The sequence below is a fragment of the Psychrosphaera sp. genome (assembly GCF_982872775.1).
This window is the reverse complement of record NZ_CEYNSH010000055.1, coordinates 1-15338: the sequence shown is the minus strand read 5'-3', so window position 1 is coordinate 15338 and position 15338 is coordinate 1. Positions and strand designations below refer to the sequence as shown.

Here is a 15338-nt window from a genome sequence, read left to right as displayed (position 1 = left end):
GGAGGTACATCAAGGTTGGCTGAAGAAATATAACCGTTGGGAGCCTTGAAATTGTTTGGCTGTATAAAGACAGAGAACGAAAGGCAGATAGTTGTAATTAGAAAGCAGGTAACAATGACCTACTCTCTATTATTCAGAATTAGCTTACTCTAAAGAAGAGAAGGCTTTTATACGGCTTTCTTTTTCTTTCTTAACATCAAGCCTGCTAGACCCAATGCAAAGATAGCAAAGCTTTCAGGCTCTGGTACTTCTGCAACTGGAGCTGCTGCAACTGTGAAGTCCTTAACTAAGGCATGACCATAGTTTGGATAACGATTGTCATGCTCAGCCGTTTTACTATTATATTTGTTCTGCAACGCATACTTCGTTTCGGAAGAGTTAAACATTAATACAAAAATATCCGACTCACCTGACTTTGGAAACTGTCCAGAAATACCAAAACTAGAGTTCGAGACCGTTGTTCCAAGGTAATTTTGTAATGTTCTCGCATTACTGACCTCTGTGTTTTCTCGAATATAGTCATTGAACTTTAGGCCTAAAGAGCTTGTTAGGTTAGACCAATCAGTTCTAGTCGCATACCTAAAACCATATAATTCGTCATTCACATCTTGTGTTCTTGCGAAGATGTCATCATAAGACTCACCAGAAGTGTAATTCCAATCCAGCCAGCTTAGGTTTGTCGAGTCGTCATACGTCAACAAGTTATCGCCAGCGTTGTTGAAATCGTTTTGAATAATACTAGCCTGTGTAGCTAAAGGTGTGACCGCGACAACCGCGGCTAAAAGTGATTTTGCCCAAATACTCATAGTTACTCCTTGATACTAATTGGGGTGTGTTTAAAAACCGATCCCTGTAAAAATCCGTTTCGGGACATTTTAAACACTTAGCATTTATTTTCAATTAGTTAACAATAGCTTTAAAGCTAGTTAGGGTACGCAATTAGTAAGAGGCTTATAAACTAAAGACTCAGCACTCCCTCTCTGAATTAACACTCCAGAGAGGGACAAGTTGCTCGTTATTCACCAAACGCGCCTGCAGCACCTGGGAAGACGACTGGGCTTTCGGAGCCGTCTTTACTCACACTTGCGACACCAAAAAAGTAATTGTCGATGACGACGTTTTTCAATGTATATTCACTTACATTTCCGACATAACGGCTATATTGCCATTGCGGGGCGTCGGTGTAGCGCCAGTAAATTTTGTAGCCAGCCAATTGTGGATTTTGGGTTTCATCTGCTTTGGCCCAAGAAAGCGTTGTGTCTGGTTTTACCGCACCTTGGATTTTAACCTTTGCCGGTGGTGTTGGCGCCCATGCCATCCCCGCTAACGAAACAGCATTTAACGCGGTAAGTTTAGCAGCGTAATCAAAATCAACACCTTCAATTGTGTCTCCATATACTATGCCGTTTTCTGTTCTTAGGTCTTGGTGTTGGCGATCATAATGTTCGTTCGTTTCCATTATTCGAATGCCAGGATAGCCTAAGTCATTAAACGGACGATGATGACCGCCTCGGCCAAATCGATCGAGTCTATAAATCACCATAGTATCTAGGTTTGGAATGTAATCGTCGGCCATCTTGTCTATGTATCTCGCTAAGTTTCGGCTTGGTGAATCGACTTCACCACCAGTAAAACGACGAATGCGAGCTTCTCTCTCTGTTTCGGTTTGTCGGGTGCCTTCAGCGAATATTCTCGCTGTCGTGTTATTGATGACACCATTGATCCCTTCGATGTTGCCAATCATGTCGTTATTTAACACCGCCTTCAAACGCCAGTTATTTGCTTTCGCATGTTCAGCTAAAATTTTACCACCAAACAAACCTTGTTCTTCACCTGCTAACGCAGCATAAACAATACTGCCGTTAAATTTATATTGAGATAACACACGGGCAGCTTCTAGAGTCCCAGCAACACCAGATGCGTTGTCATTTGCGCCAGGTGAATCTGAAGTAAAGTCCATCACATCCGTTACTCGCGAATCGATATCACCTGACATCAATACATAGCGGTTTGGATCTGTGGTGCCCTTTTGAATGGCGATGACACTAACCACATCGGTCGCATTTGGTATGCGTTTTTCACCACTAATCGTTCGCGATTGATAAAAGACCTCCAAACAGCCACCACACTCTGTTGAAATTTTATCAAACTCACTTTTAATCCAACGCCTCGCCGCACCAATACCACGTGTATCAGACTCTGTTTCAGACAGTGTATGACGAGTCCCAAAACTGACGAGCTTTCTGATGTCTGTTTCGATTCTGTCTGGAGAGACTTTACCGACAATCTCGTGTAGTGATTCATCAACTTTCAAGTATTCAGGCTGATGTGATTGAGTCGTTTGATTCGCTTGCACAAAAAGAGGTATTGCTACCAAAGTGGCCGCTGTAATTGCAGTCACAGAAGACTTAAGGGAGGGTGAAAAACGCATGAACTTACCTATTAATTATTTTTATATTTTTGGACTTGTAACACCTTATCATTGTCTATTTGAACTGGGGAATTTTCGAACGGAGAATATTGTTCACTCATCTCGTGCACAAATAAAAAGTCGATATTACAGGGTTAGGAAGCTGCAATATCGACTTTATAGATTTTTGTTTAAAGCGAGTCGTTTTTAACTATTAATAGTTTTCATAAAATCGAGTCGCGGCAACTGCATAATCAGCACGGCTAATAAAGCTGTCACCATCAAAGTGAGCATGAACGGTCGGCTCTAGGTCATAAGGCCCTTGAGAAACCGAAAATCTCGCGCCCAAAATCCCCAAGTCTAATGCTAATTGAACATAGCCTTTTAGTTCAGCTGGGATATCGGCTTGGTCTTCTAACACAATTCGTGAATCATTATGAACAACAGATACGTCTCCAACATGGCTCGAAGCCTCTGCTTCAAGGGCTAGTGATTGCACTAAAGAGTAAGCCAATTGATATTTCGTTACCTTTCCTTCGCTGTCAAACTGACCATTCACCGATTTCATAACCGCAGATTGATCTTGGTCTCGGTTACGAAGTGCCGCACCTTTTTCAGTCACAGCTGCGACTGCACCTGCATATTGGGCAGTTACATCGCTATACTCAGTATTTGTCGCCTGATGAGACTGACGCACACCACTACCTAAGACTAAATAATCTGCTAGCTCTTGGCGTTGTAGGTGACGATCTGGCTTAAAGCCGTTTTTTGTGGCATCGACAAGTTGTTCACTAACCGCATATTCAATAAATGAACGAGCAGGATGTTGCTCAGTATCACCTAAACCAGAATATCCATCGGTTTGAACTATTTTAATCGTAACGTCAATTTCACCAGGTGCTGCATAGCCATTTGTAGCGCCCACTGGGTCGACACCCACTCCGGAAATCCCGCCAATACCATTTGCCTTTAGTGTCCAATTCCCTGATTCAGCTGGTGCTGTCACCGCAATATTCTGCCCTAAAACTGGCAGTGCAATGCTTGAACCATAACGCTTACCCGATGGACTGGTCAGTGAAAGGCCAACCGTATTATCACTTACGTTTGCACGGACCATTAAAAGTGAGGCGTCAGCATTCACAGGTATCGTAATACCTTCATTGTCACCGACCGGAGAAAATGGCACTGTCTCTGGGTATTCACTTTGCACTGAAGTTTGTGCTTCTGCATTAAATTGGCGAGATTGTTTTGTCGTAGTACCAAAAGTAAGGTTTTGATCAACCACTGACTTAACCGCTGCATATGCATTGACATAACCGGCACCAACTTCCCACATCTCACGACCAGGCATGTTAGTTGCTGTATTTTGCAAAATCTCTTTCACACCACGCCAATTAAGTGATGGGTTTGCTTCCAACATTAACGCAACGATACCCGATACATGAGGAGCAGACATCGATGTACCACTCATCGTTGTGTAATACGGCACGTGATTCGCGTCCATTACTTCGCTATCACCAGTAACACTAAGTGCGCTTAAGCTTGAAAGAGATGCACGGGCAGAAATAACATCAACACCTGGTGCCGTTACCGTTGGGCGATCTTCCCAATCGAACAATTCCCCATCAACGACCACTTGGCCACCTTTGTCTTTCACGCCTCGAGAACTAAAGTCCGCCAGTTTACCTTCTTTGTCACCTGCAGCTACCGTAATAACCCAAGGTGCTTTTTTGAAGTTACCTGTAATGGTTGCCTCACCACTGCCCGAATTACCAGCAGAGAAAACAACGATAACGCCTCTATCTGCCAACTCTTTTGTCGCTACATTAGTTGGGTGATCAGGATTAAAATCAGAGCCCGTGTCACTTGTACTACCGAAAGAGTTAGAAATGACTCGAATGTTGTAGTCATGTTGGTGCGTTAATGCGTAATCAAAACCACCTAAGGTATCAAGAATAAACAAACCAGCGCCTGAGCCGTAACCGACAATTTTAGCGCCAGGCGCTACGCCCTGATATTTGCCCTTTGACATTGCACCGTTGCCACCAACAATCCCAGCCACATGTGAGCCGTGGCCACCAGCAATATCAGTATTGGCAGTATCTTCTTGATAAGTAATTGGTAAAAACTCTGAAAGACTATTTAGATTAGTTTGCGCCAAAACATTTTGAACCACATGATTTGGGTATTTGATGTCACTATGTGTGCCGTCGACACCTGAATCGTTTACTACGACACCAATTCCACGACCAGAAAATGGCATACCCAAATTACGCATTGATTGATCATCGCGCAGCCTGTCTACACCCGTAATCTGAGTTGAACCTTCGTTCTCTAAAACTAATTTTGAGTTGTGCCATACCGAACGTACTTCACTTGAAGCATAGAGCTCTTCAATTTGAGATTTACTCGCTTGAATACCAATTATCGGCAAACTTTTCATTGTGATACCGCCAATGATACCAGCGGACTCAAGCACGTTTAATTGATCTTGATTTAACGAACCATTCCCTTCGAACGTTACAATCACTTCAAACGTGTCTTGAGCCGCGGCATCGGACAGTAGACTTTGAATTTGTGGCCCCATCGACTTCGCAGCGGCCCCCATTGAAAAAAAGCTTAGACCTGCAGCTAAAAGACCAGCTTTTAGTTTTTTATTAGAAATTTTTGTGTTGAACATGGTTATTAACCTATTGTTTTTATCGTAACAACAGCTTGGCAAACCATTCATCAAGAAAGAATAGGGTGAAACCCCTAGTTAGTTAGAGGAATTCCACCCGGAGTGGGGGTTATAAAACAGAAGACTATTTACATGAGTAAATTATTTTTAGCTGCGTAGCGTACAAGCTCGGCTGCATTTGCCGCATCTAGCTTATCAAGTACTTTTCCGCGATGATTCTCTGCCGTCTTAACACTAATATCTAGAGCACGCGCAACGTCTTTCGTTGTCTTACCTTCTATGATCAAATGAAATACTTCTCGCTCGCGTTTTGTTAAGTTTTTGTATGGATCTAACCAAGGGTTAACCGGTTGGTTGTACTGAGTCGCCAAGACGCTTGCGGCGTACTGACTGAAATAAGACTTTCCTGTTGCTAAAGTTTTTACTGCATCGATGAGTTCATCGCCAGCGCTGTCTTTCAACAAATATCCAGACGCACCTGCACGGACCATATGGAAGACATATTCTTGCTCTTCGTGCATCGTTAAGACTAGTATTTTAGTATCAGGTAGCTGCTCGTGAATACGTTTTACCGCTTCCATACCATTGAGCTCAGGCATACTAATATCAATAACCACCACCGTTGGTCTGAATTCCAATGCTTTTTCTACGGCCTCTAAGCCATCACCCGCTTCTGCAACAACACGACACTCATCATCTTTTGCCAGTAAGCTCACTAGTCCTTGACGTAAAATCGTATGATCATCTGCTAACAATACCGTAATCATCTCTAAACCCTTGTCACTAACACTTTAATTTCACATCCCTCACCTAACGCAGAAGTGACAGTCAACTGACCACCAAATGCACATATTCTGTCGTGCATTGCGCCCAAGCCAAAACCATTCAAGGCATCTTGCTGTTCCATATCAAAACCAACGCCATCATCTTTAATTTTAATTAACAGCATGTTTGGTGTTGCGATTAAATTGATGGAGACTTGTTTAGCATTGGCGTGTTTGATTGCATTTGTTAAGGCTTCTTGTATCACCCTAAAAGCCAATGTTTGGGTATCTTCATCCAAACCAGTTTCAACTTGATGATGTAAATCGACTTGTATATCAACTGGCTCAGCCATCATTCTCACAAGCCATTCTAAAGCGGGTACCAAACCCAAATCATCCAAAATTCTTGGTCGCATTAATCGTGAAATCACTCGGGTGTCGGTCAAAGCCTGTCGGGCTAGTTCGAGACTTTGTGACAAATCCACGTCAGAATGCCCTTTTTGCACTTGCTGCAATTGATTTATAAGGGCAGTCAGTAGTTGACCGACTCCATCGTGAAGTTCGCGTGCGATATGCTTGCGCTCATCTTCTTGAACTCGCCAAACACGTTTAGCGAGCCCTCTCATTTGATCATTACCCACTTGTAATTGCTTTACAATATTTAGCTGTTTGGCATTAAGTTGGGCAATTACGTTTTCTATTTCATTTGCATCAGTCATACCGGCTAAGCTCTCTAAATCCATCCTGGATACCTAAATAATCTTGTTGAACTAAGAAAGCAGTGCGCTCTTCTGCAGGCAAATTGCTTAACAAGCGCCTCACTTTTTTAGCTAATCTCTGTTGGAAGATCGTGTCTGGCTTGCCCTCGATTTTTGCCAATTGGGCTCGCAAGCGATCAAAATGAAATGCACGCCAGTATTGACCTGAACGGCGCATCAGAAGCTCTGCTTCACGCATCGTTTTTTTGAGCTCGTTGAGGTCTTTGTCAATAAAAGCCTGAGCCGCTCGCAGCTCCAATACACTTAGGTGGTGATATTGAAATAACTCAAAATCGATTTGGCGCAGCTGACGGAGTTGCGCCGAGATGTCTTTACTTCCTTCGCGTAAATGAAAACGAGCACTTTCTATTAATAGTCGAATATACAAGTCATGTTCGGCTTTGTTATCTTGTAATTTACCAAGCTGAGAGACGTCAACAAGTGGGTCTCTATCTTGAACCATTGCTTCAAGTAGTTGATAGATCGCCGTCTTTACGTCGGAAGAGTAGGACTTTAGGTAAGGCCTAATCTCTGAAAGTGTTTTTGCGGCTGCTTGTTTATCACCTATTTCGACGTACCATTGGATTAACCAATCACCAAACTCAACGATGGCACGTTTGTCTTTCAATGATTGACTCTCTTCATATACATTTGCTAGCTCATTTATACTGTTAGCAAAATTTCCTTGTAAAAAAGTCAACTTGGTTAGGTAACCTTTGGCAATTAATTCAAACTCTTTACTCTTGAGCTCTTGTGCATCTTCAAGTGTTTTATTGTAAAGATGATAGGCATTTTTCCAATTAGCCTTAGCAAGCTCAAGTTGCCCTAGACCCTGTCGTATATGGATAATCCCCAGCGGATGCTGTATTTTTTGATTGAGCTGTTCGGCTTGTCGCCAATACGCAATAGCGTGTTCTGGCTCCAATAACATAAAATAGGAAAACGCGATGTTATTCATAATTGAAGCTTGCTTACGCTGACTACCTAAAGACTGCCAAATGGCCAATGCTCGTCTGTAATACTCTAATGCTGTGGAGTATTGTCCTTGCTCTTCTGCTAATACACCTAGATCATTGAGTACTTCAGATTCTCCTACCTGATCGCCCAAGTTGCGATAAAGCTCTAAGCTCATTTCGAGTTGCGATAACGCCGTTTGATACTTGCCTATGTGGATATTTAAAAAGCCTAGATTATTGAGTGCTTTTGGAATCCCGAGTTCATCACCTACGAGTTTATATTTATCCAGACCTTGTTGATAAAAATCACTCGCCAATGACAATTCTTTCAGCTGCTGATAAACCACACCAAAGGCATTAAGAACATCCGCTTCTTGTTGACGATTCTTTAGCTTTTTAGCCACGATTAGCGCTTTTAAAAAATATTCATCAATAGCCTTTTCAAAATGACCTTGATGAAAAGCCACTTTACCTAATTCAAACCACACCGTTGGATGGTTTTTATCCAACTTTGCAATTTCTAATAAGTACATCTCCGCTTTGGCGAAATTTTCGATATACATATAAAAATTAACCAGCTCAAATAAGGTCGAAATACGATAAGGTGTTGCGTCTTTCAACTGTAAATAATAAGACTCCGCCTGTTCTAGGTTACCCGCCAGGTCTTCGAGCCGAGCTTTTGCAAATAAAACGGAATAAGCATCGTCAGGACCTAGTGTTACAGTTTGAGTATAAGCGTGTTCGGCCTCAATTATTTGACCCAAATAAAAGTAAACTTGTCCTTGTGCAAACCAGGCTAAAAAGTCCTTATCATTCACCGCTAATAATACATCAAGCTGCTCTTGAGCCTGTGTAAATTGTCCCTGGTCTATTGATTTGAATACACTAATCAAGTCCTCTGGTAATGGGTACGACTTAACCGATTCATTTGACTGAAGCACATTAAACGTTTCGCTCACAACATTAACCTGGCGCTGGACCATTTCGGAGTAGGTGTGCTTAGTTTTATCATCAGTACTTAAAACTGAACGCAGAACCGTGGAACCAACCTTGGTCACCTGATATAACACAACTTCTTGCTGCTCCACTCCTATGGTATCAACTAACAATATTGCATCGGCGTCCAATAGTTCCAAAACCAGCCCTAACTCACCATCATCATATGGTGGCTCAAAGCCTAGTCGCTCAACTAAAGTAAGTGTTCGTTCTGTTGACGTCGTTTTGATTTGATGCTGACCAAATAAATGGGTATTTAAATAGTGAGTAAACTCGGCTAGGTCGGGCTCTTTCTTGTTGGCAAGGACAGCTAATGAATAATAGTCTTTGCTTTCAATGTCGTTGCCAACGTTGCTTTCATCAAAGTGAGAAAAGTAATTGTTATACACCGGCAACAATAACAGGACACTGAGCAATATAGCGGACACCGTACCGACGGACATCAAAACCTTTTTAACAAAATGCGTCGAAGGCTCTTTTTTTTCTATCTCATTTTGAATTGCATAAAGGGCTTCTTGAGCTTGTTTGGCATGTTTGAATCGACCTTCGCAATACGGGTTCAGTATTGTCGCCAGCCACTTTCTAACATTAAGCTGTTGTGCATTTGGCAGTGCTAAATTAGGACAGGCTTTATTGTCGATATTTAAACTTAGTTTGGCATTAATTATCGCTTGAATCGATCCGATGTTAAACGGCAATTCTCCATACAGTAACTCAAATGCAATAACACCTATCGCATAAACATCGGTGGACGTGTTTACTTTTCCTGATTGAAGGTATTCTGGTGGCGCATAAACAGGAGTGCCTAATATCGCCTCTATGGACTCTTTTTTGTCTACCTCGTTAAAAGAAGACATACCAAAGTCAGCGAGAAAAAGTTGCCCAGACTCGTCAAACATGACATTTTCTGGCTTGATATCTCTATGAGTAACACCATGCTCTTGGGCAAACTGCACTGCATTTAATAATTGATTAACAACCTTGAGAGAAGTACTTACATCGAATTTTTCATCTCTCATCCGATCGCGAAGCGTCTTGCCGCCTATCCAATCCATAGTGATGAAATGACAATCGCCATCGGAGTAATATTCATGAACTCTGATGATATTAGGGTGTGATAATTGGCGGACTAGTAACAGCTCATTTTTAAACTTAATGAGTTGAGTGGTATCGTTGCAAATAGAAGGGTGTAATACTTTTATGGCAATTTGAACATTAAGCTGAAGGTCATCGGTCAGATATACCGTACCATGTTGACCTTGACCGACCCATTTTTTGATTTTAAACCGCCCGACCAAAACCTCACCAACGTCTAGTGATGATGTGTTGTTCAGTGCCTGAGTTTCGAATGCACTTATCGGAGTGTGGTCGGGTTGATCATCTTTGCTGCTCATACTACCTGTTTCATCGTGTCAGTCTGATGCACTAAAAGATCTCCGTATTCTAATTAGTTTACCCTACTTCACTGTTTGCTTACCTTGCCAAATTTGTCCTACATATATAATGAATCAATGACACAATGCAATTAGCTGACTATTTGAAAAGTCGTGATTTTTGACTAACTCACTGGTTAGGTCAGATTGAAGAGACTCTATAGACCGTTGCAGTAGTATAGTCTGAACCGTCATCCCTACTTGTTCAGTCATACTCTGTAATACGTCCATATCCAACTCAGTTAAAATCTTATCTGACATTTTACTGTCAGTGTAAATCACGCCAACCACCTTATCATGATAAAAAAGTGGTACACACGCAAGTGAGGAAATTTTCTTCAATTCGATACTTTGTCGATTTTTCAAAAAGTCATGGTTCATAACATCCATTGCTACGACACTTTTTTCCTGTTCCAGGCATTGGATGATTGCACCAGTACTACCAGAAAAGTCTTTAGTATTGAAATCTCGTTGAGACATCCCTTGGGAAGCCCCAATACTCAATGAAGCTTGAGTACTACCTAAAAATATAACCCCTCGCTGCATGCCAGTGAGCATAAGAATGTTATTAAGTTGCGCTTGGAGGGTTGTTGATAAGTGTTCATTCACCATCTCATTGGCAAAGCTTTTTTGAACTTGTTGCTTGCGCCATTGTTGATGAGCAAGAAGTGCCTGAACTTGCGTTTCCGTTTGGGTCTCAAACAAACAGTCCAAGTCACCGATTGAAATCAAAGCATCATCTGGAAGTGTTGAAGATGTCACTGTTAAGCCATTAATCTTAGTGCCATTTTTACTTTTTTCATCTAGTAATGACCATTGTGATTCTTCAAACAGCATTCGAGCATGATTTCTCGACACGGTTGGGTGGTTAATCACAACGTTACAACTTGGAGCGCGCCCTAGTTGATACCCTTTAGTTTCATACATTAATGCTTCAACAGCGGGTTTGTCAGAGTAACAGATCGTAAATTTAGCAGGCATCTCAACACTCACTTTCCATAGGTTAAAAAGAGCTTGTAATAAAACTTCAGATTACTTGATCAAACGCAGGCTGAACCTAAGTGTGTTCGCATATGCCATTAGCTCACCTGCAACGTTACTGATGTCTCGGCTTGAACGCCAAACATTAGGAACATTTAAACCTTCATTTGCATCAACTAACTGATTAAACGCTGTCACGGCTTTAGCTGCTTGATAATATTCCGCGTTATTGATCAGCTGCTGAATTAAAGCGGCTTGGTTTGCCAACTCAATGTAAGTATTAGATTCAATTTGGCTAGAGAAAGAGGTAAGTGCATTGTTCAGGTCTGCAAACTTCTCTGTAATCACTGTCTGCGGTGCTCTTACGTCTGCGGCAATAATGAACTGAGAGAATTTACCTGTGCTACCACGAGCTCGAATACTACCTGCCCCCAATGTCATGGTAATATCTTTAAATTCACCATTGAGAGGTGCCTTGTATAGGCGCAGTGGTGTATTTGCTGTGTACTCTAAATTATGAGTATGTAGGTCAACCACTGTTAAACCAGAAAATGAAAAGCCACTGCTTGCTAATGGCTCAATCGTGATCATCATTGGGAATGCAGCACTAGGTGTCACTAATAAATTATTAGGTAAGCGATCTAAAAAGCTTGGAGAGGTTACATCTATTAATTCGGCAGTAAGACCAATACTTTCTTTGGTTAAACCAACTGCGTTTTCAAATGTAATCGTAATATCAGCAGTAATATCGCCTGGTAGTTCAATTTCTGCATAAACCTGATTTTCATTGACGTTAATCTGCACAGGCCCAGATGACTGAGCAAAAGTTGGTAGTGTTGTTGCTATGAGTAATAAAGCAATAAAGAATTGATTTAGTACGTTGTTCATTTTTATTCTCCTTTATCAAAGCGTTAAGTCGCCTTGAACAAAGTGCTATTAAAGATTTTTTCTTTAATAGCACCGTTATATAACAAATCTAACACAAAATAGATTAAATATTGTTCTTAATTTCTAAGATAGTTTTCGAACATACGACCGATAATTACTGCATAATCCGCTCGAGTAACTTTTTTGTTTGGCTCAAAATACGCTACAACCGTTGGCTCTAAGTCATATGGACCTTGCTCAACTCCGTACTTAACACCGATGATTGACATATCAATGGCAGCCTGAACATAACCTCTTAGTTCAGTTGGAATTGACTCACTGTCTAGCACATCAATTCGCTCACCATTGTACTCAACCGTAATTGGACCGCTAAAGTTTGCCACTTGTTCTTCTAGCCCAAGTACCTGAATCAAAGAATAAGCAAGTTCTTGTTTGACTACCGCAGCCTTTGGTGAGAATTCTCCTAACTGTGACTTCATCACTGGCGCTTGCATTTGTTGACGGTCTTTTAGCGCAGAACCTACTTGTATAACCGAATCAACATATGGGCGGTAGCGGTTGTTTACATCAGAAACTTCATTAGCTGACTCGTTTAACAAGCTTCTATGTTGACGAATAGACGTCCCCATCACCAAAAACTCTGCTAGTTCTTGACGCTTCAACTTATTGTCTGGACGATAAAAACGATCGTTTTTACTGTCCACTAAGCGCTCACTAACCGCAAATTGAATCGCTTTCTCAGCTGGATGACCCGAAATATCATCCAAGCCTTGATAACCCGCAGAATCAAAAACGCTTACAGTACCTGAAACGAAATCAGGAGCACCCGGGCCATTTGTTAATCCTGTTGGATCAGCTTGAACACCTGACAATGAAGTCATGCCATAGACTGAAAGTTTCCAAGTACCTGGCATCGCTGGTGCAGAAACGCGCATATTAGTGTTCAATACCGGTAAAGTCAGATTACCAAAATAAACGGTGCCATCTGGTGCTTCCAGTTTGAGCTTAGTTGTATTGGCAAAATTGGCCGCAGATGCAGAAATAAACGCACCTTTATCAGAGACCTCAAACTCGAAGACATCTGGCTCACCGACTGGGGCATAAACTAATTCAAATGGTTTTACGTCACCTTCAGAAATTAAAGCATTAGCATTAAATGCTTTATCATAATTTACCGTTTCTGAGTTTTGGTTGTCATAACCCAACGCCGCGGCAACAGCAGCATAAGCATTAACATAACCCGCACCTACTTCCCAGCCTTCATATCCCGGCATGTTCGTTGCGGTATCCATAATGATCTGTTTGATCTGGCTGTTACTCAAGTGTGGGTTTGCTTCTAACATCATGGCAATGATGCCTGCCACATGAGGAGTTGCCATTGAAGTACCAGAAATCATTGTATAAAACGGTAAGTATTCATCTTCGATTGCACCAACATCATTGGCACCACCATTACTCGCTAAGTTTGATTTAGAACGAGTACTAATAATGTCGACTCCAGGCCCCACGATCGTTACTTCATTTTTATAAGTCCATTCAGATCCGTCTGGCATACTAAATGTGCCTTGCTCTCCCTTTAAGCCACGAGAAGAAAAGTCAATCAGCTCTCCTTGTTTAGTACCGGCACCCACTGATATACCCCAAGGAATTTGGGCATAAGGGTTGTGAGTATCTTCACCTGAGCCATCATTACCGGCCGCAAACACAGAAAGAATACCGAGCTTATTTGCTTTAAATGACGCTAAAGAAATCGGACCGTTAGGGTCGAACTTACCGGATGAGCCCCAGGAGTTACTCATTATTCTTATCGGCGAATTAAAATCGTAGACATGTGAAATGGCATAATCATAGCCACCCAACGCATCTAGAATAGACAAGCCTGCACCTGAACCATAACCGACTAACTCAGCATCGACAGCGGCACCTTTATATTTACCATCAGACATTGTTCCCCAGCCGGCTAAAGTACCTGCACAGTGAGTACCGTGACCTGTATTTAGGTCTGTATTGGCTTGACCTTCAATCCAAACACCATCTACACCTGTTAAGGAAATCGCCTGCGCGTGAGTGACGCCTTGTACGTTTTGTACCACCTTCTCGCCAAAAGCTAAATCATCATGCGTTGCATCAATACCCGAATCATTGACTAAAACAGTTACGCCTTTTCCGGTGAATCCGATACCATTGTTATTAACAAATGCATCACTTTGAAGCTTTTCAACACCTGTAATTTCATTCGCTTCAGCATTAAAGTACGTTAAGTCTCGGTTCGCATATACCGAGCGAACCCCTTCCATTTGTACTAACTGGTTAATTTGATTAGGAGTCGCAACTAAGCCAATGATAGGCAATGATTTAAACTGAACCCCTTCATTTAAGCCAAGATTAACTAATGTTTGTAGTTGCGCCGTTGATAAAGGCTCTAATTGGTCATACGAGACGACAACCATCGTCTTATCCGCTGGTGTCATAGACGTTAGCTTTGACTCAAGTTGACTACCCAAGACTGCAGCCGCGGTTGCGTTTAGGCTAATGCCTGCTACTGACAATGAAATTGCCAAGTTTTTAATTAATTTATTCATGATCCCACTCCGACTGATTACTTCAGATCTTATTTTGTGATGCTATTTCAGTCTAAATGGCGGTAAATAAATATCGGGATCAATACTCATTTCAAGCAGGGGAAAACCCCCACAAAAGCGTAGAAATTTTAACCTTGATTAAAGCGTTTTTTTAAATTTGAAACGCTTGTTCACTATAAACTTCTGATATTCAGTAAGTTCTTTAAAGGTAGAGGAAGTAACACTCTCAATTTCTGAACGGTAACTCACGTCCCGTAACCACTCAATGTTATAGGGGCATTTCTTAATTAATCTGCGCAACGTTCGAATAACTTTAAGTTTTTCTTCGCTTTTTGCTGAATAAAATAGAACTTCTGCAAACATAGTAGGAGTTACGCAATAGAAGTTTTTATTATCTCTTTCGAGAAATGTTTGTTGGTAGGATGAAACTGCAAGATTGTTATTTGGCGCAGGTAAGTGAATAGTTACTTCACCTTTTTGTAAGGTTTTACCACTTGTTTGAACAAACCCTTGTTTGGAAAAAAAACGGACAAGGTAGTTTCTTTGACCCACAGATAATACGTCATAATCATTTCTAACGAAGAAGTTATCATCATAAACAGTAATAATCGGTAACTGCTCAACCGCGTATAAGTTTTTATCTTTGTTTATTAGATCTATATCAATGGTCATATTCGCCTCTCTTGCACTCTCTCTATAATACGAGCAATACAATCCAAAGATCAAAGAGTGAAGATGATAACTCGCAGGCAATAGAAAACGATGAACATGGATGTTCGAGTGCCGTGGTGCCATGGATGGCAAAGAACGGCGACCGAGCCTATTTCGGTTGAGCTTCATAAATCACAGGCATAAAAAAACGCGCTAACCTTTCGGTCAACGCGTTCAGT

10 protein-coding genes are annotated in these 15338 nt (G+C 41.5%); all 10 read right to left on the bottom strand.

Annotated features, from left to right (window positions below):
* Positions 1–167: 167 nt before the first annotated feature.
* The 10 genes from AC4E96_RS12715 to AC4E96_RS12670 all read right to left on the bottom strand — a co-directional run bounded on the left by AC4E96_RS12715 (position 168) and on the right by AC4E96_RS12670 (position 15120).
* Positions 168–806: a PEP-CTERM sorting domain-containing protein gene (locus AC4E96_RS12715; RefSeq protein ID WP_490256081.1), complete on the bottom strand. Its 639-nt coding sequence runs from the start codon at positions 804–806 to the stop codon at positions 168–170.
* Positions 807–1015: 209 nt separating this feature from the next.
* The gene (locus tag AC4E96_RS12710; RefSeq protein WP_490256080.1) at positions 1016–2431 is read right to left on the bottom strand and encodes a M28 family metallopeptidase; all 1416 of its coding nucleotides are present in this window, start codon (positions 2429–2431) and stop codon (positions 1016–1018) included.
* A 193-nt stretch (positions 2432–2624) separates the two neighbouring features.
* Complete coding sequence (locus AC4E96_RS12705) at positions 2625–5090, bottom strand: S8 family serine peptidase (RefSeq protein ID WP_490256079.1); 2466 nt, start codon at positions 5088–5090, stop codon at positions 2625–2627.
* A gap of 128 nt (positions 5091–5218) precedes the next feature.
* Entirely contained in the window at positions 5219–5857 is a 639-nt protein-coding gene (locus AC4E96_RS12700; RefSeq protein WP_488034065.1) for a response regulator transcription factor, read from the bottom strand.
* 2 nt (positions 5858–5859) lie between these two features.
* Positions 5860–6597 carry a sensor histidine kinase gene (locus AC4E96_RS12695; protein WP_488034064.1) on the bottom strand — a complete coding sequence of 246 codons (738 nt, stop codon included), beginning with the start codon at positions 6595–6597 and terminating at the stop codon, positions 5860–5862.
* The gene (locus tag AC4E96_RS12690) at positions 6566–9958 is read right to left on the bottom strand and encodes a protein kinase domain-containing protein (RefSeq protein ID WP_490256078.1); all 3393 of its coding nucleotides are present in this window, start codon (positions 9956–9958) and stop codon (positions 6566–6568) included. The genes AC4E96_RS12695 and AC4E96_RS12690 overlap by 32 nt, the downstream gene beginning before the upstream one ends.
* Before the next feature lie 114 nt (positions 9959–10072).
* On the bottom strand, positions 10073–10978 hold the full coding sequence (locus tag AC4E96_RS12685; protein ID WP_490256077.1) for an FHA domain-containing protein: 906 nt from the start codon (positions 10976–10978) through the stop codon (positions 10073–10075).
* Positions 10979–11029: 51 nt separating this feature from the next.
* Positions 11030–11866, bottom strand: a complete 837-nt coding sequence (locus tag AC4E96_RS12680) for a DUF6689 family protein (RefSeq protein ID WP_488034061.1) — start codon at positions 11864–11866, stop codon at positions 11030–11032.
* Between the two features lie 116 nt (positions 11867–11982).
* Positions 11983–14448, bottom strand: coding sequence for a S8 family peptidase (locus AC4E96_RS12675; RefSeq protein WP_488034060.1), 2466 nt, complete (start codon positions 14446–14448; stop codon positions 11983–11985).
* A gap of 138 nt (positions 14449–14586) precedes the next feature.
* Positions 14587–15120 (bottom strand): hypothetical protein, encoded by a 534-nt coding sequence (locus tag AC4E96_RS12670; RefSeq protein ID WP_490256076.1) that lies wholly within the window; start codon positions 15118–15120, stop codon positions 14587–14589.
* Positions 15121–15338 lie beyond the last annotated feature (218 nt).

Bases quoted from the DNA above. Each gene is read 5' to 3' on its own strand.
- AC4E96_RS12715 (WP_490256081.1), bottom strand. From the start codon at position 806: ATGAGTATTTGGGCAAAATCACTTTTAGCCGCGGTTGTCGCGGTCACA.
- AC4E96_RS12710 (WP_490256080.1), bottom strand. From the start codon at position 2,431: ATGCGTTTTTCACCCTCCCTTAAGTCTTCTGTGACTGCAATTACAGCG.
- AC4E96_RS12705 (WP_490256079.1), bottom strand. From the start codon at position 5,090: ATGTTCAACACAAAAATTTCTAATAAAAAACTAAAAGCTGGTCTTTTA.
- AC4E96_RS12700 (WP_488034065.1), bottom strand. From the start codon at position 5,857: ATGATTACGGTATTGTTAGCAGATGATCATACGATTTTACGTCAAGGA.
- AC4E96_RS12695 (WP_488034064.1), bottom strand. From the start codon at position 6,597: ATGGATTTAGAGAGCTTAGCCGGTATGACTGATGCAAATGAAATAGAA.
- AC4E96_RS12690 (WP_490256078.1), bottom strand. From the start codon at position 9,958: ATGAGCAGCAAAGATGATCAACCCGACCACACTCCGATAAGTGCATTC.
- AC4E96_RS12685 (WP_490256077.1), bottom strand. From the start codon at position 10,978: ATGCCTGCTAAATTTACGATCTGTTACTCTGACAAACCCGCTGTTGAA.
- AC4E96_RS12680 (WP_488034061.1), bottom strand. From the start codon at position 11,866: ATGAACAACGTACTAAATCAATTCTTTATTGCTTTATTACTCATAGCA.
- AC4E96_RS12675 (WP_488034060.1), bottom strand. From the start codon at position 14,448: ATGAATAAATTAATTAAAAACTTGGCAATTTCATTGTCAGTAGCAGGC.
- AC4E96_RS12670 (WP_490256076.1), bottom strand. From the start codon at position 15,120: ATGACCATTGATATAGATCTAATAAACAAAGATAAAAACTTATACGCG.